At 66.7% G+C, this 21,417-nt stretch carries 25 protein-coding genes and 1 other RNA gene; 14 read left to right on the top strand and 12 right to left on the bottom strand.

Annotated features, from left to right (window positions below):
- Positions 1–91 precede the first annotated feature (91 nt).
- The 6 genes from AC0GNO_RS07070 to AC0GNO_RS07045 are packed head-to-tail and all read left to right on the top strand — an operon-like array spanning position 92 to position 5,487.
- Entirely contained in the window at positions 92–1,015 is a 924-nt protein-coding gene (locus AC0GNO_RS07070) for an ABC transporter permease (RefSeq protein ID WP_472903496.1), read from the top strand.
- Between the two features lie 2 nt (positions 1,016–1,017).
- Positions 1,018–1,908: an ABC transporter permease gene (locus tag AC0GNO_RS07065; RefSeq protein WP_472903495.1), complete on the top strand. Its 891-nt coding sequence runs from the start codon at positions 1,018–1,020 to the stop codon at positions 1,906–1,908.
- The gene (locus AC0GNO_RS07060; protein WP_472903494.1) at positions 1,905–2,630 is read left to right on the top strand and encodes a GntR family transcriptional regulator; all 726 of its coding nucleotides are present in this window, start codon (positions 1,905–1,907) and stop codon (positions 2,628–2,630) included. The genes AC0GNO_RS07065 and AC0GNO_RS07060 overlap by 4 nt, the downstream gene beginning before the upstream one ends.
- A 2-nt stretch (positions 2,631–2,632) precedes the next feature.
- Complete coding sequence (locus AC0GNO_RS07055) at positions 2,633–3,379, top strand: aspartate/glutamate racemase family protein (RefSeq protein WP_472903493.1); 747 nt, start codon at positions 2,633–2,635, stop codon at positions 3,377–3,379.
- Between the two features lie 52 nt (positions 3,380–3,431).
- Positions 3,432–5,132, top strand: a complete 1,701-nt coding sequence (locus tag AC0GNO_RS07050; RefSeq protein WP_472903492.1) for an MBL fold metallo-hydrolase — start codon at positions 3,432–3,434, stop codon at positions 5,130–5,132.
- 34 nt (positions 5,133–5,166) lie between these two features.
- The gene (locus AC0GNO_RS07045; protein ID WP_472903491.1) at positions 5,167–5,487 is read left to right on the top strand and encodes a c-type cytochrome; all 321 of its coding nucleotides are present in this window, start codon (positions 5,167–5,169) and stop codon (positions 5,485–5,487) included.
- Between the two features lie 18 nt (positions 5,488–5,505).
- Here the strand turns inward: AC0GNO_RS07045 and rnpB are convergent.
- The 4 genes from rnpB to AC0GNO_RS07025 form a co-directional block, all read right to left on the bottom strand.
- An RNA gene (rnpB, locus tag AC0GNO_RS07040) (RNase P RNA component class A) lies at positions 5,506–5,863 on the bottom strand.
- A gap of 282 nt (positions 5,864–6,145) precedes the next feature.
- A complete protein-coding gene (locus AC0GNO_RS07035) occupies positions 6,146–7,510 on the bottom strand; it encodes an MATE family efflux transporter (protein WP_472903490.1) in 1,365 nt (454 codons plus the stop codon).
- Between the two features lie 30 nt (positions 7,511–7,540).
- Complete coding sequence (locus tag AC0GNO_RS07030) at positions 7,541–8,035, bottom strand: P-loop nucleotide/nucleoside kinase family protein (protein WP_472903489.1); 495 nt, start codon at positions 8,033–8,035, stop codon at positions 7,541–7,543.
- Between the two features lie 11 nt (positions 8,036–8,046).
- Positions 8,047–8,652, bottom strand: coding sequence for a DUF2239 family protein (locus AC0GNO_RS07025; RefSeq protein ID WP_472903488.1), 606 nt, complete (start codon positions 8,650–8,652; stop codon positions 8,047–8,049).
- Between the two features lie 141 nt (positions 8,653–8,793).
- On the opposite strand from AC0GNO_RS07025, the gene AC0GNO_RS07020 reads away from it, so the two are divergent.
- On the top strand, positions 8,794–10,629 hold the full coding sequence (locus tag AC0GNO_RS07020) for an NAD(P)/FAD-dependent oxidoreductase (protein WP_472903487.1): 1,836 nt from the start codon (positions 8,794–8,796) through the stop codon (positions 10,627–10,629).
- 104 nt (positions 10,630–10,733) lie between these two features.
- Positions 10,734–11,378 (top strand): glycine zipper 2TM domain-containing protein, encoded by a 645-nt coding sequence (locus AC0GNO_RS07015; protein WP_472888715.1) that lies wholly within the window; start codon positions 10,734–10,736, stop codon positions 11,376–11,378.
- An 87-nt stretch (positions 11,379–11,465) separates the two neighbouring features.
- Here the strand turns inward: AC0GNO_RS07015 and erpA are convergent, their stop codons facing one another.
- The 5 genes from erpA to rplM all read right to left on the bottom strand — a co-directional run bounded on the left by erpA (position 11,466) and on the right by rplM (position 14,022).
- On the bottom strand, positions 11,466–11,831 hold the full coding sequence (gene erpA, locus AC0GNO_RS07010; protein ID WP_086121452.1) for an iron-sulfur cluster insertion protein ErpA: 366 nt from the start codon (positions 11,829–11,831) through the stop codon (positions 11,466–11,468).
- 114 nt (positions 11,832–11,945) lie between these two features.
- Positions 11,946–12,344: a bactofilin family protein gene (locus AC0GNO_RS07005; protein WP_305280265.1), complete on the bottom strand. Its 399-nt coding sequence runs from the start codon at positions 12,342–12,344 to the stop codon at positions 11,946–11,948.
- Positions 12,345–12,368: 24 nt separating this feature from the next.
- Positions 12,369–13,076, bottom strand: coding sequence for a DUF6776 family protein (locus AC0GNO_RS07000; protein ID WP_472903486.1), 708 nt, complete (start codon positions 13,074–13,076; stop codon positions 12,369–12,371).
- Positions 13,077–13,185: 109 nt separating this feature from the next.
- Positions 13,186–13,578, bottom strand: a complete 393-nt coding sequence (gene rpsI, locus AC0GNO_RS06995; protein ID WP_472888717.1) for a 30S ribosomal protein S9 — start codon at positions 13,576–13,578, stop codon at positions 13,186–13,188.
- Positions 13,579–13,590: 12 nt separating this feature from the next.
- Positions 13,591–14,022, bottom strand: a complete 432-nt coding sequence (rplM, locus tag AC0GNO_RS06990; protein WP_472888718.1) for a 50S ribosomal protein L13 — start codon at positions 14,020–14,022, stop codon at positions 13,591–13,593.
- Between the two features lie 231 nt (positions 14,023–14,253).
- Between rplM and AC0GNO_RS06985 the strand changes: the two genes are divergently transcribed.
- On the top strand, positions 14,254–15,168 hold the full coding sequence (locus AC0GNO_RS06985; RefSeq protein WP_472888719.1) for a 23S rRNA (adenine(2030)-N(6))-methyltransferase RlmJ: 915 nt from the start codon (positions 14,254–14,256) through the stop codon (positions 15,166–15,168).
- Between the two features lie 39 nt (positions 15,169–15,207).
- Here AC0GNO_RS06985 and AC0GNO_RS06980 read toward each other — a convergent pair whose 3' ends face one another.
- Positions 15,208–15,834 (bottom strand): CAP domain-containing protein, encoded by a 627-nt coding sequence (locus AC0GNO_RS06980; protein WP_472903485.1) that lies wholly within the window; start codon positions 15,832–15,834, stop codon positions 15,208–15,210.
- Positions 15,835–16,007: 173 nt separating this feature from the next.
- Here AC0GNO_RS06980 and paaA point away from each other — a divergent pair, with 173 nt between their 5' ends.
- Genes paaA through AC0GNO_RS06955 form a run of 5 tightly spaced genes read left to right on the top strand, consistent with a single transcriptional unit; the run spans position 16,008 to position 19,821 of the window.
- The gene (gene paaA, locus AC0GNO_RS06975) at positions 16,008–17,030 is read left to right on the top strand and encodes a 1,2-phenylacetyl-CoA epoxidase subunit PaaA (protein ID WP_472903484.1); all 1,023 of its coding nucleotides are present in this window, start codon (positions 16,008–16,010) and stop codon (positions 17,028–17,030) included.
- Positions 17,027–17,335, top strand: coding sequence for a 1,2-phenylacetyl-CoA epoxidase subunit PaaB (gene paaB, locus AC0GNO_RS06970; RefSeq protein ID WP_177132272.1), 309 nt, complete (start codon positions 17,027–17,029; stop codon positions 17,333–17,335). The genes paaA and paaB overlap by 4 nt, the downstream gene beginning before the upstream one ends.
- Positions 17,335–18,177 (top strand): 1,2-phenylacetyl-CoA epoxidase subunit PaaC, encoded by an 843-nt coding sequence (gene paaC / locus AC0GNO_RS06965; protein WP_472903483.1) that lies wholly within the window; start codon positions 17,335–17,337, stop codon positions 18,175–18,177. Before paaB ends, paaC begins: the two co-directional genes overlap by 1 nt.
- A gap of 5 nt (positions 18,178–18,182) precedes the next feature.
- The gene (paaD, locus tag AC0GNO_RS06960) at positions 18,183–18,707 is read left to right on the top strand and encodes a 1,2-phenylacetyl-CoA epoxidase subunit PaaD (protein ID WP_472903482.1); all 525 of its coding nucleotides are present in this window, start codon (positions 18,183–18,185) and stop codon (positions 18,705–18,707) included.
- A gap of 4 nt (positions 18,708–18,711) precedes the next feature.
- On the top strand, positions 18,712–19,821 hold the full coding sequence (locus AC0GNO_RS06955; protein ID WP_472903481.1) for a 2Fe-2S iron-sulfur cluster-binding protein: 1,110 nt from the start codon (positions 18,712–18,714) through the stop codon (positions 19,819–19,821).
- A gap of 70 nt (positions 19,822–19,891) precedes the next feature.
- On the opposite strand, the gene AC0GNO_RS06950 is transcribed toward AC0GNO_RS06955, so the two are convergent.
- On the bottom strand, positions 19,892–20,488 hold the full coding sequence (locus tag AC0GNO_RS06950) for an OmpW/AlkL family protein (protein ID WP_472903480.1): 597 nt from the start codon (positions 20,486–20,488) through the stop codon (positions 19,892–19,894).
- A gap of 140 nt (positions 20,489–20,628) precedes the next feature.
- On the bottom strand, positions 20,629–21,405 hold the full coding sequence (locus AC0GNO_RS06945) for an alpha/beta hydrolase (protein ID WP_472903479.1): 777 nt from the start codon (positions 21,403–21,405) through the stop codon (positions 20,629–20,631).
- Between the last annotated feature and the right edge of the window lie 12 nt (positions 21,406–21,417).

Genomic DNA, 21,417 nt, shown 5'->3' with positions numbered 1-21,417 from the left:
GTTCCGCGGTGGCCTGGAGGGGGCTTCGCTGCGCTCGCCGCGGGCGCGCACCCCTCCTTGTGGCTTCTGTTTCCTTTCTGATTGACCTTTCATGAGCAGCACATCCACCACCACCGACGGACCTGTCGCCGACAGCCCGAACCGCACGCTGCACGCCTGGTGGCAGGCGGCGCCGTTCACGTTGGTGTTTGTGCTGTTCTTCCTCATTCCGCTGGGGCTGATCGTGATGGTCAGTTTCTGGGATTTCAACGAGTACGAGCTGTTGCCGGCGTTCACGCTGCGCAACTACTTCGCCATCTTCGAAGGCTGCTCCGTGCTCACCGAACACGGCGATTTCTGTGTTTCGCTCTCCACCTATTTGTCCACGCTGAAGTTCAGCCTCCTGGTCTGGGGCATCACCCTGGTGCTGGGTTTTGCGGTGGCGTATTTCCTGGCCTTTCACGTTCGCTCCTCGGGCATGCAGACGGCGCTGTTCATTCTGTGCACCGTGCCGTTCTGGACGTCCAACGTGATCCGCATGATTTCCTGGGTGCCGCTGCTCGGGCGCAATGGCCTGGTCAACCAGTCGCTGCAAGGCGTCGGCCTGATCGAGACGCCGATCGAGTGGCTGCTGTTCTCCGACTTCTCGGTGGTGCTGGCCTTCGTGCACCTCTACACCATGTTCATGATCGTGCCCATCTTCAACAGCATGATGCGCATCGACCGCAGCCTGCTCGAAGCGGCGAACGACGCCGGTGCCAGCGGCTGGCAGACGCTGTGGAACGTGATCGTGCCGCTGAGCAAGACCGGCATCATCATCGGCTCGATCTTCGTCATCACCATCGTCATGGGCGACTTCGTCACCATTGGCGTCATGGGCGGACAACAGATCGCCTCGGTCGGCAAGATCATCCAGGTGCAGACCAGCTACCTGCAGTTCCCACTCGCAGCCGCCAACGCGGTGATCCTGCTCGCAGTGGTGCTCATGATCATCTGGGGCCTTACGCGGCTCGTGGACATCCGGAAGGAACTCTGACCATGGCCCACACCACCGAATCGCGTGCCCCCGGCTTCTGGCCGCTGGCCGCCGTCTTCGCGCTCTTCGTGCTGTTCATGTACGGCCCGATGTTCGTCATCTTCGTTCTCTCGTTCCAGGGGCCGGAGGGCGGCCTCACCTTCCCGCTGCGCGGTCTGTCGCTGCACTGGTTCCGCCAGCTCGCCGAGGGCCTGGGCACGGTGGACATCGGCGCGGCGTTCCTGCGCTCGCTCATGCTGGGCGGCGTGGTCATGCTGCTGACCGTGCTGCTCTCGGTGCTGGCCGGTCTGGCGTTCCGCAAGAAACTGAGCGGCGGCAACGCGTTGTTTTACGTGACCGTGGCCAGCCTGATCATGCCGTCCATCATCGTGTCGCTGGGCATCGGCCTGCAGTTCCGCCTGCTCGATGGCGGCCTCAAGTGGCTGCTTGAAGCGGTGGGCGCCACCACCACGCTGGAGGAGTACGGCACCGCGCTCGGCCTGTTCACCTCGGCGCTGGGCGCGCACCTCACCTGGACCCTGCCCTTCGGCCTGCTGATCATGTTCGCGGTGTTCAACCGCTTCAACCCGGCCTATGAAGAAGCGGCGCGCGACCTGGGCGCCACGCCTTGGCAGACCTTCCGCCACGTGGTGCTGCCGCTGATCGGCCCCTCGGTCGTGGGCATCGGCATGTTCGGCTTCACGCTGAGCTGGGACGAGATCGCCCGCACCTCGCAGGCCATCGGCGACGTCAACACCTTGCCGCTGGAACTGCAGGGCCTCACCTCCACCGTCACCACGCCGGCCATCTACGCACTCGGCACCGTGACCACCGTGGTGTCCTTCGCGGTGATCGGCGTCACCGTGGGTCTGGCCATGCTGCTGGGCCGGCACAAGAAGGGTCGCGCCGGATGAGCGCCACCCGCGTCCGCAAGACCGCCGACGAGGCCCTCGCGCCGCTGTCGGACAACGACATCTACGAGCGCATGGTCTCGGCCATCCTCGACCACCAGCTCCCGCCCGGCACCAAGCTGGTCGAAGACCGGCTGGCCGAGGCCTTCGGTGTCTCGCGCACGCGCATCCGGCCGGTGCTGGTGCGGCTGGCCAACGAACAGGTGGTCACGCTCACGCCGAACCGGGGCGCGTCCATCGCCCAGCCCACCGAGCAGGAAGCGCGCGAGGTGTTCGAGGTGCGGCGCCTGATCGAGCCGACGCTGGTCGAGCGTTTCGTGGCGGTGGCCACGGCCACCGACATGCAGACCCTCACCCGCTGCATCCGCGACGAAGAGGCCGCGCGCGCCGTGGGGGACATACGCCGCGCGATCCGCCTCTCGGGCGACTTCCACCTGCACATCGCCGACCACGCCGGCCATGGCACGCTCGGCCGCATCCTGCGCGAGCTGGTCTCGCGCACCTCGCTGATCCTCATGACCTACAGCGCGCCGCACAGCCAGGCCCGCGAAGACGCCACCGCCTGCGGCTGCCAGGAGCACCGCGCCCTGCTCGCGGCGCTCAAGCTGCGCGATGCGCGCGAGGCGGCACGCCTGATGCGCGAGCACCTGGAGCGACTGGAGTCGCAACTGAGCTTTGCACCGGCACGCGAAGCCACGCCCGACCTGATGCAGTTGTTCCGTTGAACATGAAGCAGCTGCTGGTCATCAACCCCAACACCTCGGCGCGCGTGAGCGCGCTGCTGCAGACCCATGTACAGGCGGCCGCCGGCCTGCACGTGCAGGTGCGCACCGTGACCGCACGCTTCGGCGCGCCCTACATCGCCGACGAAGCGAGCTACGCCGTGGCCGCCCACGCCGCGCTCGACGCCTGGGCCGCCGCGCTGGCCGGCCCCGAACCCCCACCCGACACGGTGCTGATCGGCTGCTTCGGCGACCCCGGCCTGATGGCGCTGCGCGAATCCAGCCCCGTGCCGGTCACCGGGCTGGCCGAAGCGGCCTTCATCGAAGCCGCGCGCCACGGCCGCTACGCCATCGTCACCGGTGGCGAACGCTGGGGCCCGATGCTGCAGCGCCTCGCGCAAGCACTCGGCCAGGCGCAACAGCTCGCCGGCATCCACACCGTGGTGCCCACAGGCGCCCAGCTCGCCGCCGACCCGGCCGCCGCCCACCGCCTGCTGGCCCAGGCCTGCCGCGACGCGGCCCACCAGCTCGGCGTGCAGGCCGTCATCCTCGGCGGCGCCGGTCTGGCCGGCATGGCAACCGCCATCCAGGGCGATGTGCCCGTGCCGGTGATCGACAGCGTCACCGCCGGCACCCACTGGGCGCTGCGCACGCCACCACTGCCGCCGGCGCGCAGCACCCCGGGTTTCGACATCGCCTGGCAGGGGCTGTCACCCGAGATGCTCGCGCTCGCGCCGACCCAGGCGGCCTGAACCTGCCCGGGAGGTGACAGCCGGTTCACGCCCGCTGACGCACAATGCCCGGATGGCCCGCCCCACCCAACTGCTTCACCCCGCCCGCACGCCCGCCTCCGTGCGCCCTGCCGCCACCGTGCTGCTGCTGCGCGACGGCCCCCAGGGCGTCGAAGTGCTCATGACGCGCCGCTCGATGACGGCCTCGTTCGCACCCGGCGCCTACGTCTTCCCCGGCGGCGGCATCGACGCCGCCGACGTGCTGGCGCACAACCAGTCCACCCGCCGCGCCACGCAAAGCGACTTGCACCTGACCCAGGCCATCGCCGCCATCCGCGAGAGCTTCGAGGAACTGGGCGTGCTGCTGGCCCGTCGGACCGACGGTTCTCACCTCGGAACCGACGAGATTGCTGCGCTGGACCGCCAGGCACCGTTTGCCGGCCAGTGCACGGCACAAGGCCTCACGCTGTCGGGTGGCGAAGTGTTCGTGCTTGCCCACTGGATCACCGACCGCGACCTGCCGCGCCGCTTCGACGTGCCCTTTCTGGTGGCGCGCATGCCCGCAGGCCAGCAACCCGTGGCCGACGAGGCCGAGCAGTTCGAACCCGTGTGGGTGCGTCCGACCGACGCGCTGGCGCGCCATGCCACGGGCGACTTCTTCATCATCTTCCCGACCATCCGCACGCTGGAGCGGCTGCAGGCCTATCCGACGGTGCAAGCGGTGCTCGACGCCTGTGCCATCAACGACGAACCGCTGTTCACCAGTTGCCCGCGCGCCGGCCTGATGAACGGCCACGAGTCGCGCCACATGGAGCATGAGCCGCCCTTTGGCGAACTGGCCCTGGTCTGCCCGGACGGCCAGATCGTGCACGAACTGGGCTGGCAGACCGAGCGCCCGGTGCCGCTGCTCAAGAACGTGCAACGGCTCACCGCACCCAACCCCGGCTTCATGACCGGCCCGGGCACCAACAGCTACCTGGTGGGCGACCCGGCAGGCGGCCACATCGCCATCGATCCCGGTCCGGACATTCCGGAGCACATCGAGCGCCTCTGGCGCGCCGCGGGCGGCGACATCCGCGCCATCGTCTGCACCCATTCCCACCCCGACCATTCGCCGGGAGCGGCGCGGCTGCAAGGGTTGTGCACGGCGGCAGGCCGCGAGGCGCCCGCCATCCTGGGCCGGCCCAGCGCGCCCACGGCGCGCGAAAACAGCCGTTTCACGCCCGAGCGCGCATTAACCGACGGTGAACGTATCGTGCTGCAGGGCCAGGATGGCGCCACGCACACGCTGCAGGTGGTGCACACCCCCGGCCACGCCGCCAACCACCTCTGTCTGTTGCTCGAAGAAGACGGCCTGCTGTTCAGCGGCGACCACATCCTCAACGGCAGCACCACCGTGATCGACCCGCCCGACGGCAACATGGGCGCGTACCTCGAATCACTGGACAAGCTGGATCGACTCTGCGAGCAACATGGGGTCGATTTCATCCTGCCCGCACACGGTTACGTGCTCGGCGACCTGCGCCGAACGACCGACAACCCGAGCGCACCGGAACACGGCGGCGCCCGCGCGGCCATCGCGCACCTGAAAGCCCACCGCCTGGCGCGCGAAGCCAAGGTGGCGCGCGCCATGCAGGCGAAGCCCGAAGGCACGATGGACGACTGGGTGAAGATCGCCTACGACGACGTGCCCGAGCGCCTGTGGCCCGTGGCCAAGCGCTCCCTGCTCGCGCACGTCGAGCGCATCCAGAGCCTGGGCGGCTTCAACCTGTAGCCACTGGCGAGCATCACCCATGCAGGGAGTACGCATGAAAAACGCCACAGGCCGCCTCGCGACGGGGATCGCACTGGCCCTGGCCCTGACAACCCTGCCTGCGCTGGCCAGCATGAACCTGGCCCTCGACAAAGGTTGCCTTTCCTGCCACGGCTCACCGCCACGCGGCAAGGCGCCGACCATCGCACAGCTGGCCGACCGGTACGTGCCACTCAAAGGACAGGAAGATCAGATTGCCGGAAAGATCGGGCATCTGCGCGAACACCACCTGTTTGGCGGTGTGCCGGCCCACGAACGCCTGAGCGCCGAAGAAGCCGGGTGTTTTGTGCGCTGGCTGGTGGACGGCGGCCATTGAGCCGCCGACGCTGGAATAGTGTGAAGCGCGCCGATACGCCGGATTTTGTGCATGCAGAACCCTCTTGCGAAGGCCCCGCATGTGACCGCCATTCATCTGGGCCGATGGTCACCCAATCGGCTCGGTGCTACCTACCCGCCAGCTCCGCGGAACCACGTCAACGCTGGCCTATTTGGTATTGCTGCGCGTAGAGATTGCCCGTTTCACCCGCACTGAAGCGGCTCGTCTCTGTTGCTCTGATCCTCACCTTAGGGCCTTGCGGCTTGTCGGTGGAGAGGTGTTACCTCCTACGCTGTCCTGTGCAGTCCGGACGTTCCTCCAGCACTCCCTTTCGGGTTCCCTTGCGGGCTGTGCCAGCGACGGCCTGGCGCGCTTCACCCAGCGATTATCCAATGGAAAGGCCCCCACGCTCCACCGCTGCGCGGGTCGCTGCCCCCCGAGGGGGCTGGGCCTGCCTTGGGGGCGGCCCGGCGGCTGGCCCGTTGCCCCCACGCTCCACCGTTGCGCGGGTCGCTGCCCCCCGAGGGGGCTGATCCGCCTTGGGGCGGCCCGGCGGCTGGCCCGTTGCCCCCACGCTCCACCGCTGCGCGGGTCGCTGCCCCCCGAGGGGGCTGATCCGCCTTGGGGCGGCCCGGCGGCGGATCGTCCTGCCGACCCTTCAAACCAGGCGTTCGATCTTCTTGTAGCGCCACACCAGCTGGTGGTAGCCGGTCTGCAGCGCCAGCATGGCCGCGTAGGTCACGGGGAAGGCCATCCACACGCCCTCCAGCCCAAAGCGCTGGTTCAGCCCGTAGGCCACCGGCAGCTGCACCAACAGGATGCAGGCGATGGAAATCGCCACCGGCACCAGCACCACGCCACTGGCGCGCATGATGCCGCCCACCACCGACTGGAAGCCGAACAGCAGCATGCTCCACAACATGATGTGCAGCAGGTGCTCGGCCTGCGCCAGCACCTCGGGCTGCGTGATGAACAGGCCCAGCAACCAGTTTGAAAGCGCGTAGCCCAGCAGCACCAGCGAGCCGGTCACGCACACGTTCATCCACAGCCCCGTGCGCAGGATGGCCCCCAGGCGCTCCACCCGGCCCGCGCCGATGGCCTGCGCGCCGAGGATGGACGCGGTGATGGCGATGGACAGCGCGGGGAACTGCACGTAGTTGACGATCTGCGTGACCGCGCCATAGGCCGCCGTGGCCTGCGAGCCGTGGCCGTTGACCAGCGACAGGATCACCAGCTCGGAGATCGAGATCACCACCATCTGCAGGCCGGTGGGCAGACCGATGCGCATCACCTGGGCCAGGATCTTGCCGTCCAGCCGCAGGGACTGGAGCAACATCCGGTCGGGTGCGAGCACGCTGCCCTTGCGCCGCAGGCGCCAGACCAGGAAACCCAGCGACGCCGCCTGGGACACAAAGCCCGCCAGCGCTGCGCTCTGGATGCCCATGGGCGGCAGCCCCAGCCAGCCTTTGATCAAGGCCGGCGTCAGCACCAGGCCCAGGCCGGTGGACAGCAGCAGGGCCTGCAGCGGCGTCACCGTGTCGCTCACGCCGCGCAGCAGCTGCGTGTAGAGGATGACCACCAGCAGCAGCGGCATCAGCAACATCATCACCCGCGCGTAGGCGGTGGCATCGTCGAGCACGTCGGCCGGCGTGCCCAGCAGTTGCATGCCCTCTCGCGCAAACACACTGCCCAGCAGCGCCGCCACGATGCCGATCAAGGCGCCCAGTGCCAGCGCCGAGCCCGCAATGGCCTTGACCTTCTCGGGCTCGCGTGCGCCCCAGGCCTGACCGATCAGCACCGACGCGCCTGCGCCCAGGCCGATCACCAGCGAGATGAAGAAAAAGAAGATCGGGAACATGCCCGACACCGCCGCCAGTGCGTGGGTGCCGAGCATCTGGCCGATGAAGATGCCGTTGAGGGTGCCCGAGAAGCTCTGCAGGAAGTTGGACAGCACCATGGGCGCGAGAAACACCAGGTAGATGCGCCAAAGGGGTCGTTGCGCCGCCGAAGGTTGGTTTTGCATGTGTGGGAACTGCGGGACATCAGGAAAGCATCAGGACGAATGCACGAACGAGGCGGCGAGCTCTTCCATCGACGGCACCTCGAAATGCGGGTCCATCGCGTCAAACATGGCGGGCGTGACCTCGAATGCAAATGTGGCGCCACGAACCTGGTTGCGTTCCAGCACGCGCGCTCGGCGCACACCCGCGTCGGCAGAGACAAAGTGGCGCTGCACCGGCAGACCGTCCTGCGCGGCCAGGCTGGCAAAGCGCGCACGGTCACTGGCCCTCATGAAGCCCAGGTCCAGCACCACCGGAACACCTCTTTGCGCCACCTCGCGGGCCGTCTGCCAGATGCGCGATTCGCAGCGTGCAACGCGGGTCATGATCCAGCCCATCGTGCCTTGCTGCGGCACGTCAGGGCCGAAGAGCTCGGCCATCCAGACGTCGATGGACAGCCGCATGGCTCGCTCGCGTTCGCACAACGCCATGGCATAGGTGGACTTTCCAGCGCCTTGCGGGCCGTAAACAATGTGAACAGTCGACATGCAAAACTCCTTCAAAGACCAGAAACTGGTGGCGGGGAACGATCGGCAAATGCATCGCGGGCCAGCCAGGCGAGATAGGCTTTCACGTCGGCGGGCCAGTGGGCCGTGCGGCGGGCAAACACCTCGCTGTCCTGCGCAAACAGCGCACGCGAAGCCTCCTCGAAGCCGGGCAGGCCACCGCCAATGGCGCTCATGAATCGGTACACCCGTTCCTTGGCCTGGCGCTGCACGTCCTGATTGCCCTGGCATCGCCGGGCTTCTTCCACCAGACGGCGCAGAGCGGCAGAGGCGCCGCCACGTTGCTGTGCGAGCCACTCCCAGTGGCGCGGCAGCAGCGTGACCTCGCGCGCCACAACGCCGAGACGCGGCCGGCCCACGCCCTGCGCGACGGTCACCACTTCGGACTCGTCCGGGGGACCGCCGGCGGGCTGCGCGGGGGCATAGCCGGCTGGCCAGGGGTGGTCCACCAGGGCGCCGCTGGCGTCGTCAAACACCAGCAGGCCTCCAGCGCTCAGGTCCAGCGCGCGCAGCGCCTGGTCCACCTCGGTATAGGAGCCGTTGGCGACGCGGCGGTGACCCAGAAAAGCGGTGCAGGTGACGGTGGTGACGGTGTTCATGGCGCGTATTTTATACGGGTTTTATTATTTTACCCGGATTTATTTACAACAGTCCCCCGGAGGCCTCGCGCACCACAAAACCGGTCGCGGCTTTGACGACAATAGGGACCCTTTGCTTGATAAACACAAGCCCTCTTCATCATGATCCGACTCTCCGAACTCAAGCTCCCGCTGGCCGACGTGCCGGCCGAACACCGCCGCGCCTCCGACGCACCGTCCGAAACCGACGAAGACCGCATCCCGCCGCCGCACCCGGTCGAGGCCCTCGCCCGGCTCGCCGCCCAGGCGCTGGGCATCGAGGCCGACGGCATCGCCCACCTGCACGTGTTCAAACGCAGCTTCGACGCCCGCAAGGCCGAACTCCTGGCCGTGTATATCGTGGACGTGACGCTGGCCGACCCGGCGCTGGAACCCAGCCTGCTGGCGCAACACGAGAAGAACCCGCACATCCAGCCCACACCCGACATGGACTGGCACGCGCCCGGTCACGCGCCCACCGGCTGGCCCGCCGACGAGGCGGATCGCCCGGTGGTGGTTGGCCTCGGTCCTTGCGGCCTGTTCACCGCGCTGGCGCTGGCGCAGATGGGCCTGCGCCCCATCGTGCTGGAGCGTGGTAAGCCGGTGCGCGAGCGCACCAAGGACACCTGGGGCCTGTGGCGCAAGAAGGTGCTGAACCCGCAGAGCAACGTGCAGTACGGCGAAGGCGGCGCCGGCCTCTTTTCGGACGGCAAGCTCTACAGCCAGATCAAGGACCCGCGCTTCCTCGGCCGCAAGGTGATGCAGGAGTTTGTGGACGCTGGCGGGCCACCCGAAATCCTGTACCAGGCGCACCCGCACATCGGCACCTTCAAGCTGGTCAAGGTGGTCGAGGCGATGCGCGAAAAGATCATCGCGCTGGGTGGCGAAATCCGCTTCCAGCAGCAGGTGGTGGGCCTCACGCTGGCACCCTCCAATGGCGGTCAGCAGCAACTGACTGGCCTGCGCGTGCTGCAGCTGGACAGCGGGGCGATCACCGAACGGCCCGCGCGGCGCGCCGTTCTGGCGCTCGGCCACAGCTCGCGCGACACCTTCGCCTTGCTGCACGATGCGGGCGTGTTCCTCGAAGCCAAACCGTTTTCTGTGGGCTTTCGCATCGAGCACCCGCAAAGCGTGATCGACCGCGCGCGCTGGGGCCGCCACGCCGGCCACCCGCTGCTCGGTGCCGCGGACTACAAGCTGGTGCACCACGCGAAAAACGGCCGCGCGGTCTACAGCTTCTGCATGTGCCCGGGCGGCACCGTGGTGGCGGCCACCTCCGAGCCGGGTCGCGTGGTCACCAACGGCATGAGCCAGTACTCGCGCAACGAGCGCAACGCCAACGCCGGCCTGGTGGTTGGCATCGACGTGGCTGACTTCCCGCAGTCCTTTCCGCAAGACGCGCCGCTGTGGACCGCCGCCTTCGGTGAGGCCGATGGCACGCGCTACGCCACGCAGGCCCAGGCCATGGCCGCACAAGGCCAGACGCACCCACTGGCCGGCATCGTGCTGCAGCGCCAGCTGGAAGCCCGGGCCTACGAGCTCGGCGGCGGCACCTACGAAGCCCCCGGTCAGCTGGTGGGCGACTTCGTGGCCCAGACACCGTCCACAGCGCTCGGCACGGTGGATCCGTCGTACAAGCCAGGCGTGAAGCTCGGCAACCTCGCCCCCGCTCTGCCGGATTTCGCCATCGAGGCCATGCGCGAAGCCATTCCCGTCTTCGGCCGCAAGATCAAGGGTTACGACATGGCCGATGCCGTGCTCACAGGCGTGGAAACGCGCACCTCGTCGCCGCTGCGCATCACGCGCGGGACGGACTGCCAGAGCCTGAACACCCGGGGCCTGTACCCGGCGGGCGAGGGCGCGGGCTACGCTGGCGGCATCCTCTCCGCGGGCGTGGACGGCATCAAAGTCGCCGAAGCGCTGGCCCGCGATCTGCTCGGGATTCCTGCGCAAGCTTGAAGCCGACACCAGACGTTACATGTCTGGTGGCAGCTTTACACAGGCTGTGCAACGGCTTGACACAAGCCCCGCACGATGGAGGCTCCTCAACCAAGGAGCTTTCCATGAAATCCCCTGACCGTTCCATCCTCCTCCCCGTCCTCACCGGTGTGATCGCCCTCGCAGGCGCCGGTGCCGTCCAGGCCCAGGATGAACGCGCCCGTGTGCTCAGCAGCAAACCCATCATCCAGCAAGTGGCGACGCCGCGCGAGGTGTGCCAGAACCAGACCGTGACCGTACCCGGCCACAAGTCGGGCGCCGGTGCGCTGATCGGCGGCATCGCCGGTGGCGCCATGGGCAACGCCATCGGCGGTGGCAGCGGCCGCGCAGTGGCCACAGCCATCGGCCTGTTCGGTGGTGCCGTGCTCGGCAACCACATCGAAGGCCGCGGACAGCCCCGCACGCAGACCGTGCAGCAGTGCAGCACCCAGACCTTCTACGAAAACCAGACCGTGGCCTACGACGTGGAGTACGAGTACGCCGGCCGGCGCTACAACGTGCAGATGCCCGAAGAACCGGGCCGTTACGTCCATGTGAACGTGCAACCCGTCATTGCCGCGCCCGCACCGCGGCAGCAGATGCAATACCGCCCGGCGCCCCCGGCGGAACCCGAAGTGGTCTACATCGGTGGAACACGCCAGTATCCGGAGGTGTACCGCGGCCATCGCCGGGATCGCGAGAACGAACAATGGGATCGCAACTGGCGCTGAAGTCCGGGTCGCACCCACAAAAAAGCCCCGTCAGATCGCGGGGCTTTTTGTTGGCCGGGAAGCGCCGGGCGCTTCGACTGCGCCCGATCAGACGCTGAAGCTGGAGCCACAACCACAGGTGGTCGAGGCATTGGGGTTCTTGATGACGAACTGGGCACCCTCCAGGTCTTCCTTGTAGTCGATCTCGGCGCCGACCAGGTACTGGTAGCTCATGGCATCGATCAACAGCGAAACACCGTTCTTCGTCATGGTGGTGTCGTCTTCGTTGACCACCTCATCGAAGGTGAAACCGTACTGGAAACCCGAGCAGCCACCGCCCTGCACAAACACGCGCAGCTTGAGGTCCGGGTTGCCCTCTTCGGCCACCAGCTCGGCCACTTTGGCCGCGGCGCTGTCGGTGAAGACCAGCGGTGCTGGCATGTCGGTCTGGATGTTTTCTGCAACTGCGCTCATGGGGTGTCCTGACATAGGTCTTGGGCCGCTTCCGGGGGGCTTCCTGAACGCGGCTGGTGGACGCCATTCGTCCACATCTGAAGCAATGCTATAGCAAATCGCTCGGGTTTGCGCTCAGCCGTTGTTTGCCGCCAGTTTCAATGTGGGTTTGTCTTCCAGGCCTGCGGCCATGGGTTTGAGCTGACCCGATATCGTGGCGCCCTGGTGCATCTCCAGAGCCTTGTAGGACACGTCGCCCTCAATCCGGGCTTTGGGCTGCAGTTCCAGCAGGTCAAACGCAAACACGGGGCCCTTGACGCTGCCGTTGATGATGACGTGGTCTGCATGGATCTGGCCGGTCACGCTGGCCGATTCGCTGATCACCAGGATGCTGGACTGTTCATCGCTGGCACGGATGTCGCCCACCACTTCGCCATCCACCCGCAGTCCGTCGTGGAACAACACATGGCCTTCGATGCGCGTTCCATGGGCGATCAGGCTTTTGATGGGGGGTTGCTTCTTCTTGCCAAACATGGAGTTCTCCGAAACGACAGTTGATTACAGCTTGATGGTGTGCAGGGCCAACACCGCGCCGTCCTGCAGGATTTTTGCGGTCACGGTTTTTACCACGGCCTGTTCGGGAACGTTCACCAGCCCCTCCTGGCGCAGATAGCCCTTGATCAGCACCGGTTGCGGCGACGGCTCCTGAATGGCTGACCAGGGTTTGCCTTCCAGCGTGCCGGCAAAAGTCACCTCCAGAACGCCCCTGACTTCGGGAGCGTTCTTGGTGGCCTGGATCAACAGCACCTGCCACTTGAGCTGGTTCTGCGCCAGACGATCGACCTGCAGGCCGCGAATGTTCAGTGCGCCACTCCCCGACCCCGGGATCAGGCGCTCAAAAAATCCCAGGTCGCTGCGCAGCACCTGGTTGTCCGCCTCCAGCTGGCGAATCTGCTGCACCAGTTGTTCCTGGGCCGCTTTCTCCGCCGTCAGCAGGCTTTCAGAGGTGTTGGCGATGGACTGCGCCCGGCCCAGTTCGGCACGCAGGTCCTGCGCCTCGTTGCGCAGGCGCTCCAGTTCCTGTTTGGCATTGCGGTCCAGGCCGGCGATGTCTTTGCCCACCTCAAAAGCCCAGAGCGCCAGGGCGCCCGAAAAGCCGAGCACCACGGCACCCAGCAGCCAGCGGAAGGGCCAGGGCATGGCGCTGCGCACCGACACCCGGGGCGCGCTGACCGTGAGTCTTCGTCGCAGGAGACGCAACCTCATTCAGACACCTTTCGATTGGGAATTGAGAACCCGGATCACACGACCCCAAAATGCAAAAACCGCCCCAAGACAAGCTTGCAGGCGGTTTTTGCGGCAGAAGCCAGGCGCTTTAGCGCTTGCTGAACTGCTTGGCGCGGCGTGCGGAACGCAGACCGACCTTCTTACGCTCGACTTCACGCGCATCGCGCGTGACGAAGCCGGCTTGCGACAGGCTCGGCTTGAGCGTCGCGTCGTAGTCGATCAGGGCGCGGGTGATGCCGTGACGCACAGCGCCGGCCTGGCCGGACTCGCCGCCACCGTGCACGTTGACCATCACGTCGAAGGTGTCGGCGTGGTTGGTCAGCATCAGCGGCTGCTTGGCGATCATGATCGAGGTTTCACGGCCGAAGTAGGACTGGATGTCCTTGCCGTTGACCACGATCTGGCCGGAGCCTTTTTTCAGAAACACGCGGGCGACGCTGGATTTGCGACGGCCGGTGCCATTGTTCCATTCACCAATCATCTCAAGGCTCCTTTAGAGTTCCAGCACTTGCGGCTGTTGGGCGGTGTGGGGATGCTCAGCACCGCCGTACACCTTGAGCTTCTTGATCATGGCGTAGCCAAGCGGACCCTTGGGCAGCATGCCCTTGACGGCCTTCTCGATCGCGCGGCCAGGGTGCTTGGCCTGCATGTCGCGGAAGTTGGTGGCGTAGATACCGCCCGGGTAACCCGAGTGACGGTAGTAAATCTTGTCGAGGGCTTTGGTGCCCGTCACGCGGATCTTGGACGCGTTGATGATGACGATGTAGTCACCGGTATCGACGTGAGGCGTGTAAATGGCCTTGTGTTTGCCGCGCAAACGGAGAGCCACTTCACTGGCAACTCGTCCGAGGACCTTGTCGGTCGCGTCAATCACAAACCACTCGTGCGTCACGTCAGCTGCTTTTGCGCTGAACGTTTTGGTCATGAGTTTTCTCTTTGAAGGAGGGTTTGGCGGCTCTTTTCCACGGTCGGTTGTTCTCTGTCGGAACACTCTTAGGTGGGGTTTTGCACCCCGGTTGCCCGGTGTGCGGTCTTCGTCGCGGAGCCTTGCGTTTCGCTGCGAAGCTTTCCATTGTACGAAATATCGGCACCGCTTGGCAAGCTGCGGATGAACGGCGTGTGACCGGGTCGCCCGGGGGCGCTACCATCGGACCCTATGTTCAGTTACCGACACGCCTTCCACGCCGGCAACCACGCCGACGTGCTCAAACACATCACCCTGATCGCCACGCTGCGCCATCTGATGCAGAAAGAGGCCGGCATCACCCTGATCGACACACACGCGGGCGCCGGGCTGTACCGTCTGGACGGTGACTACACGGAGACCGGGGGCGAAGCCAAGGACGGCGTGGTCAAACTGATGGCCGCCCTGCGTCCGGCGGGTGCCGCGCCCGTGGCCGCCGCGCCGGTGATCGACGATTACCTGGACCTGATCGCCAGCTACAACCCCTCGGGTCTGCTGCGTGTCTACCCGGGTTCGCCCTTTGTGCTGCATTCGCTGCTGCGCACCGAATCGCGCGACAAGCTCAAATTGTTCGAGCTGCACCCGACCGACAGCCGCACCCTCAACGCCAACATCGCCCAGCTCGAAGCGGGGCGCCAGATCGCCGTGGCGCTGCAGGACGGCTTTGAAGGCGTCAAGCCTTTGCTCCCGCCGCCACCGTCGGCCACCGGCTCCAAGCGCGCCGCGGTGCTGATCGACCCCAGTTACGAGATCAAGAGCGATTACGGCAAAGTGAGCGCCTGCATACAGGAACTCATCCGCCGCTTTCCGACCGGCACCTACCTGGTGTGGTACCCGATCATTCCGCGCCCGGAGGCGCACGACCTGCCGCGCCGGCTGAAGACCCTGAGCAACCAGGCGCAACGGCCCTGGCTGAACGCGACGCTGGCCATCGGGCAGGACCCCACCCACGGTCCGGATGACCGGCCCGGCCTCACGGCCAGCGGCATGTTCGTCATCAACCCGCCCCACACGCTGAAAGCGGCGCTGCAGGTGGCCTTGCCCCAGTTGCTGACCCACCTCGGTCGGGGCCGCGGCAAAGGCCAGACCCTCGACACCGGCGGCTGAAGCCGACGCACGGCGGCGCCAAGGCCCTGGCACCGGGATTCAGGGCCGGGCCAGCACCATGACCCAGTAGTGGCCAAACCGGCTGCGCGCTTGCCGCACACAGCTCACGCCCACCGCCTCGAACTGGCGGCTCATGAGGTTGCTGCAGTGCCCGGGGCTGGAGAGCCAGCCCGAGATGACACCGTCCACCGTGGCTTGCCCGCCCGCCAGGTTCTCGCCCACCGACGTCCAGGCGTAGCCCTCGGCCGCAACCCGCTGGGCCAGGGAACGCCCGTCCACGCTGGTGTGGGAGAAGTAGTTCCGGGTGGCCATGTCACGGGCATGGCGGTCCGCAGCTGAAAACAGGCGTTGATTCCACACCAGCGGACCGGCGGCCGGCATGACCGAGTTCCCGCAGGAGCGGGCCACGGCCCGCGCGGCGTTGAGGCGCTGAACCAGCGTTGTCTGAAAGCGCGGCAGCCCGCAAGCGGTGCTGGCATCCAGAGGCACCCCTTCGGAAGCACGGTCCGCGACAAACACCCACTGGGCCGCTGTCCCGCTGACCACCGCCGGGCCGCTGTGACCCACACCCGCCGTCAGCCCCGCCAGCAACGCGACCGTGAACCTGGCGCAGCGTTGCGACCAGGAGCCGGCGCAAAAAGGGAAAAGCCTGTCAGTGGGGGACATGGATCCGACTGTACGGAAAGGAACGCCTTGTGCACCCTGCCCCTCGCGCAAAGTCCCTCCCCGGATAAACCCTGAGTCCACACCGGGCAATTAACCAACCGATCGGTCGGTTAATTGCATATACTGCCGTCTCACCCCCACTCGACACCCGGTTTCGGGGTCAGGAGACGCGCATGTACACCCAATCTTTTTCGGTCGCCGACGGCGAGGCCAAGCCCGGCCTGAAGGCCGTGGCGGCACCGGCCAGCGCCGAAGACGCCGCATTGCAAACCCATTTCGATGCCGTGATCGACGCCGACGGCAAGATCGAACCGCGCGACTGGATGCCCGACGGCTACCGCAAGACCCTCGTGCGCCAGATCAGCCAGCACGCCCACAGCGAGATCGTGGGCATGCTGCCCGAAGGCAACTGGATCAGCCGCGCGCCCAGCCTGAAACGCAAGGCCATCCTGATCGCCAAGGTGCAGGACGAAGGCGGCCACGGCCTCTACCTCTACAGCGCCGCCGAGACGCTCGGCACCAGCCGCGAACAGATGCTCGACGGCCTGCACAGCGGCAAAGCCAAGTACAGCTCCATCTTCAACTACCCGACGCTCAACTGGGCCGACGTGGGCGTGATCGGCTGGCTGGTGGACGGCGCGGCGATCATGAACCAGATCCCGCTGTGCCGCTGCAGCTACGGCCCTTACGCCCGCGCCATGATCCGCGTCTGCAAGGAAGAGAGCTTCCACCAGCGCCAGGGCTACGAGGCCCTGCTGGTGATGATGCAGGGCACGGCCGAGCAGAAGGCCATGGTGCAGGACGCCGTCAACCGCTACTGGTGGAAGTGCCTCGCCATGTTCGGCCCGCCCGACGCCGACAGCCCGAACAGCGTGCAGGGCATGCGCTGGGGCATCAAGCGCATCAGCAACGACGACCTGCGCCAGAAGTTCGTGGACGCTACCGTGCCGCAGGCCGAGGTGCTGGGCGTCGCCCTGCCCGACCCCGGCCTGAAGTGGAACGAAGCGCGCGGCCACTGGGACTATGGACAGATCGACTGGGACGAATTCTGGGCCGTGGTCAACGGCAACGGCCCCTGCAACAAGGAACGCCTGGCCACCCGCGTGAAAGCCCACGAGCAAGGCGCCTGGGTGCGCGAAGCCGCCATGGCCCACGCCGCCAGACAGCAAGCCCGCAACCTGAAGGAGGCCGCATGAACGCGCCCGCATCGACACCCGCACTGAAAGAATGGCCGCTCTGGGAAGTGTTCGTCCGCAGCAAGCAGGGCCTGGAACACAAACATTGCGGCAGCCTGCACGCCAGCGACGCACAGCACGCGCTGCAGATGGCGCGCGACGTCTACACCCGCCGCCAGGAAGGCGTGAGCATCTGGGTGCTGCCGTCCAACGCCATCACCGCCAGCGAACCCGACAGCAAGGACAGCTTCTTCGACCCGGCGGCCGACAAGATCTACCGCCACCCAACCTTTTACGAAATCCCCGAAAAAGTGGGGCACATGTGATGGCTGCACCAGTTGACTATCTGCTGCACCTGGCCGACAACGCCCTGGTGCTGGGACAACGCAATGCCGAATGGTGTGGCCACGGCCCCGTCCTGGAAGAAGACCTGGCCTTGGCCAACAACAGCCTGGACCTGATCGGCCAGGCGCGACTGCTGTACCAGCACGCGGCCAGCCTCATCAACGCCGACCCGGCCGAGGCGCAGCGCTTCGCGCACCTGCAGGGCGCGCGCCAGAACGGCCAGATCGCCGAAGACACGCTGGCCTACTTCCGCGACACCGCCGAGTTCCGCAATCACACGCTGATGGAGCTGCCGCACCACGGCCCGCTGGTGGGCTATGCGGTGAGCGAGCGCGACTACGCCGTGACCATCGCGCGCAACTTCCTCGTCAGCGCGCTCATGGTGCTGGTGTGGGACCGGTTGCAGGCATCAAAAGACCCGCAGCTCGCCGCCATCGCCGCCAAGTCGCTCAAGGAGGTGAGCTACCACCTGCGCCACGCGGGCGACTGGCTGGTGCGTTTGGGCGACGGCACCGACGAATCGAAACGCCGCGCGCAGGCCGCGCTGGACCACCTGCTGCCGTATTGCGAAGCCTTCTGGCAGCCTTCCCCCGCCGAACAGGCCGCCGCAGCCGACGGCAGTGGCGTGGACGTGCGAACGCTGCGCGATCACTGGAACGCACTGGTGAACGACACCCTGGCCGAAACCACGCTCACGCGCCGTGACCAGCCGCACGCGGGCTACGTGGCCCAGGGCCATGTGGGCGTGCACTCGGAGCACCTGGGCTTCCTGCTGGCCGAGATGCAGAGCCTGGCCCGGGCGCACCCGACCGCAGTCTGGTGAACACCATGGATGCGGCCACCCACGCTTCGCTGCAGGCCATCACCGAGGCGCTGACGCACCTGGCCGACCCGGAGATTCCGGTCATCAGCTTGCGCGAGCTGGGCATCCTGCGCGACGTGCGCGAGGGGGCCGACGGCGTGCCGGAAGTGGTCATCACGCCCACCTACAGCGGCTGCCCGGCCATGGGCCAGATCGAGGACGACATCCACGCGGCCCTGAGCGCTGCAGGGCTGCCCGGGCGCGTCATCACGCAGTTGTCGCCCGCCTGGACCACCGACTGGATGAGCGAGGTCGCGCGCGAGAAGCTGCGCGCCTATGGCATCGCGCCACCGCAATGCGGCAGCCATGCCGACACGCCCGCCGGCGTGGTGAAGTTCAGCCGCCACGCGGTCCGGCACACCGCGGTGCCCTGCCCCCAGTGCGGCTCGCACAACACCACAGAAACCTCGCCGTTCGGCTCCACCGCGTGCAAAGCTTTGTACCGCTGCCTGGACTGCCTGGAACCCTTCGACTACTTCAAGCCGTACTGACACCATGAGCCACGCCGTCCCCCGCTTCCACGACCTCACCGTCTCGCGCATCCACCCCGAGGCCGCCGGATCGGTGGCGGTTTCACTGCGCATTCCGCCGGAGCTGCGCGACACTTTTGCCTTCGAGCCGGGCCAGTTCCTCACCTTGCGCACCACCATCGGCGGGCAGGACGTGCGGCGCAGCTACTCCATCAGCAGCCCGCGCAGCCTGCTCACGCAGCAAGGCGAACTCACGCTGGGCATCCGCCCGGTCGAAGGCGGTGTGTTCTCCAACTGGGCCGCCACCGAGTTGAAGGCCGGAGACGCGCTGCGAGTGATGCCACCCGACGGCCGCTTCACCATCCACAAGCCGCGCGCCTTGCACCGCGTGGGCTTCGCGGCCGGTTCGGGCATCACGCCCATCCTGTCCATCATGGCCAGCACGCTGGAGGAATCGGCCGACAGCAAATTCACCCTGGTCTTCGGCAACCGGCGCATGGCCAGCGTGATGTTCAACGAAGCTTTGCAGGACCTGAAGGACCGCTACCCCGGCCGCCTGACGCTGATACACGTGCTCTCGCGCCAGGCGCAGGAAGTGCCGCTGCTCGAAGGTCGCATCGACGGCGACAAGGTGCGCGCCATCATCGCCGCGCTGCTGCCGGTGGGCAGCATGGACGAGGTGTTCATCTGCGGTCCTGACGCCATGATCGAAGCCACGCAGCAGGCGCTGCTGGAAGCCGGCGTGCGGCCCGACCGCGTGCACACCGAACGTTTCACCTCACCGACGCTGGAAGCCCTGCCCGCCGATCAGCGCCAGGCCGCGGTGCTGGGCCACCCGGCGGTCCGCACCGATGGCGAAGTGGCGCTGACCGTGGTGCTCGACGGCAAGCCGCACCAGTTGCGCATGGGCAAGGACGAACACGTGCTGGACGTGGCGCTCAACGCCGGCCTGGACCTGCCCTGGTCGTGCCGCGGTGGGGTGTGCTGCACCTGCCGCGCCAAGGTGGTGGAAGGCGCTGTCACCATGGACAAGAACTTCACGCTCGAACCCTGGGAAACCGACAAAGGCTTTGTGCTGAGCTGCCAGGCGCGGCCGACAACAGACCGGCTGGTGGTGAGCTACGACGAACGCTGAAACTCGCCGGGCAAAAAAAAGCCCGGTCGCTGGACGCGCCGGGCCCGAACCCAGGTGAACCGGGCAGAGATCAGAACTTCCAGCCCACACCGACACCCAGCAACAGCGGGTCCACCTTCAGCTTGCCGATCTCGGTGCCGCCCGCGCTCACCTTGGTGGCGATCTGGACCTTCTTCACATCGACGTTCAGGTACATCGTGTCCGTCAGGCGAAAGTCCATGCCCGCCTGCAGCGCCAGACCGAAGCTGTTGCGCTTGATGTCCACGCCAGCGGGCAGGTTCACCGAGCTGAAGCGGGTGTAGTTCAGACCCGCGCCCACATACGGCTTGAAGGCCCCGAAGTCCGTGAAGTGGTACTGCACCGTCAAGGTGGGTGGCAGGTGCTTCAGGCTGCCGATGGGGACGCCGCCGGCGGTCAGCGTGTGTTTCTGGGGCACGGTGAGAATCAGTTCGGCAGCCAGGTTCGAGCTCAGGAAATAGGTGAAATCCACTTCGGGCAGCCACTTGTCGTTGACCGCGAGATCCAGGCCCGTGCTGTCCTTGTTGGCGCTGTCCAGGTGGACGGCGCGGGCACGGACCAGCAGGTCACCCGCCTTGAAATCCTGCGCCAGTGCGGCGCCCGAGCCCAGCAAACAGAGTGCGGCAACGGCAACGATGTGCTTCTTCATGGTCTTCCTTCAGTCCTTGACACGGGAACATTCCCGGCAGGCATTACAGAAGACCCCGCAGGGCACCCACTTGCGGAAGATCAAGCGGCACCGTGCACAGACGCGGCGCGACCCCGGAAATGCATACGAATTGATTCAGATCAATCCGCAGCAAGCGCCTCCACCAGCGCCTGCTCGTAGACCGGTTGGGCGCCGATGCCGTTGTGGTCGGCGCCCGGCACCACGACCGAACGCGCCGCACCCGGCTTGAAATGCATGGCGAGTTGCGCCGTGCGCTCGGGCCGTATCAACGTGTCGTGTTCGGCGGCGATGAGCGTGGTGGGTGCGTTGATGCGCCCGGCCACGGCCGCCGAGTCAAAACGGTCCCGGATCAGCCAGCGCACGGGCCACCACGGGTAGTGTTCGACCGCCACGTTCTCGATGCTGTCGTAGGGCGTGACCAGAGCCAGGCGGGTCACGGGCTGTTCACTGGCCAGGCGCACGGCCACGCCGCTGCCCAGGCTGCGCCCGATCAGCTTGATCTCGGCGTGTTCCCGCCGCACGTGTTGGTAGAGCGCGCGGGCATCGGCGTGCAAAACGGTCTCGCTGGGATTTCCCGTGCTCTGCCCGTAGCCCCGGTAGTGCATCAAATACAGCGCATGGTCCGGGAACAGGCGCGCGAGATGCGGCAGAGTGCCGGACACATCTTCGGCATTGCCGCCGAAGTACAGGACCGCCGGCGCACCGGGCCGGGCCTGCACGCTGACCTGCAACGCTGCGCCGTCCACCTGCAGCGTGAGCGATGCCACCGCCAGCCGAGCCGGCTGCGGGTGGTACAGCAGCGCACGTTGCCAGGTGAACATGGCGGCGCAGCCCGCCAGGTACAACAAGGTCAGCCCCCAGAGCGGCCAGAGCAAGGTCTTGCGCAGCGTGTTCATCACGCCTGGACC

This window comes from Hydrogenophaga sp. L310 (genome assembly GCF_055703065.1).
This window is presented reverse-complemented; position numbering and strand designations above follow the sequence as displayed.

Excerpts from the sequence above, each read along its gene's own strand:
- AC0GNO_RS07070 (WP_472903496.1), top strand. The coding sequence starts at position 92 with ATGAGCAGCACATCCACCACCACCGACGGACCTGTCGCCGACAGCCCG.
- AC0GNO_RS07065 (WP_472903495.1), top strand. The coding sequence starts at position 1,018 with ATGGCCCACACCACCGAATCGCGTGCCCCCGGCTTCTGGCCGCTGGCC.
- AC0GNO_RS07060 (WP_472903494.1), top strand. The coding sequence starts at position 1,905 with ATGAGCGCCACCCGCGTCCGCAAGACCGCCGACGAGGCCCTCGCGCCG.
- AC0GNO_RS07055 (WP_472903493.1), top strand. The coding sequence starts at position 2,633 with ATGAAGCAGCTGCTGGTCATCAACCCCAACACCTCGGCGCGCGTGAGC.
- AC0GNO_RS07050 (WP_472903492.1), top strand. The coding sequence starts at position 3,432 with ATGGCCCGCCCCACCCAACTGCTTCACCCCGCCCGCACGCCCGCCTCC.
- AC0GNO_RS07045 (WP_472903491.1), top strand. The coding sequence starts at position 5,167 with ATGAAAAACGCCACAGGCCGCCTCGCGACGGGGATCGCACTGGCCCTG.
- AC0GNO_RS07035 (WP_472903490.1), bottom strand. The coding sequence starts at position 7,510 with ATGCAAAACCAACCTTCGGCGGCGCAACGACCCCTTTGGCGCATCTAC.
- AC0GNO_RS07030 (WP_472903489.1), bottom strand. The coding sequence starts at position 8,035 with ATGTCGACTGTTCACATTGTTTACGGCCCGCAAGGCGCTGGAAAGTCC.
- AC0GNO_RS07025 (WP_472903488.1), bottom strand. The coding sequence starts at position 8,652 with ATGAACACCGTCACCACCGTCACCTGCACCGCTTTTCTGGGTCACCGC.
- AC0GNO_RS07020 (WP_472903487.1), top strand. The coding sequence starts at position 8,794 with ATGATCCGACTCTCCGAACTCAAGCTCCCGCTGGCCGACGTGCCGGCC.
- AC0GNO_RS07015 (WP_472888715.1), top strand. The coding sequence starts at position 10,734 with ATGAAATCCCCTGACCGTTCCATCCTCCTCCCCGTCCTCACCGGTGTG.
- erpA (WP_086121452.1), bottom strand. The coding sequence starts at position 11,831 with ATGAGCGCAGTTGCAGAAAACATCCAGACCGACATGCCAGCACCGCTG.
- AC0GNO_RS07005 (WP_305280265.1), bottom strand. The coding sequence starts at position 12,344 with ATGTTTGGCAAGAAGAAGCAACCCCCCATCAAAAGCCTGATCGCCCAT.
- AC0GNO_RS07000 (WP_472903486.1), bottom strand. The coding sequence starts at position 13,076 with ATGAGGTTGCGTCTCCTGCGACGAAGACTCACGGTCAGCGCGCCCCGG.
- rpsI (WP_472888717.1), bottom strand. The coding sequence starts at position 13,578 with ATGATTGGTGAATGGAACAATGGCACCGGCCGTCGCAAATCCAGCGTC.
- rplM (WP_472888718.1), bottom strand. The coding sequence starts at position 14,022 with ATGACCAAAACGTTCAGCGCAAAAGCAGCTGACGTGACGCACGAGTGG.
- AC0GNO_RS06985 (WP_472888719.1), top strand. The coding sequence starts at position 14,254 with ATGTTCAGTTACCGACACGCCTTCCACGCCGGCAACCACGCCGACGTG.
- AC0GNO_RS06980 (WP_472903485.1), bottom strand. The coding sequence starts at position 15,834 with ATGTCCCCCACTGACAGGCTTTTCCCTTTTTGCGCCGGCTCCTGGTCG.
- paaA (WP_472903484.1), top strand. The coding sequence starts at position 16,008 with ATGTACACCCAATCTTTTTCGGTCGCCGACGGCGAGGCCAAGCCCGGC.
- paaB (WP_177132272.1), top strand. The coding sequence starts at position 17,027 with ATGAACGCGCCCGCATCGACACCCGCACTGAAAGAATGGCCGCTCTGG.
- paaC (WP_472903483.1), top strand. The coding sequence starts at position 17,335 with ATGGCTGCACCAGTTGACTATCTGCTGCACCTGGCCGACAACGCCCTG.
- paaD (WP_472903482.1), top strand. The coding sequence starts at position 18,183 with ATGGATGCGGCCACCCACGCTTCGCTGCAGGCCATCACCGAGGCGCTG.
- AC0GNO_RS06955 (WP_472903481.1), top strand. The coding sequence starts at position 18,712 with ATGAGCCACGCCGTCCCCCGCTTCCACGACCTCACCGTCTCGCGCATC.
- AC0GNO_RS06950 (WP_472903480.1), bottom strand. The coding sequence starts at position 20,488 with ATGAAGAAGCACATCGTTGCCGTTGCCGCACTCTGTTTGCTGGGCTCG.
- AC0GNO_RS06945 (WP_472903479.1), bottom strand. The coding sequence starts at position 21,405 with ATGAACACGCTGCGCAAGACCTTGCTCTGGCCGCTCTGGGGGCTGACC.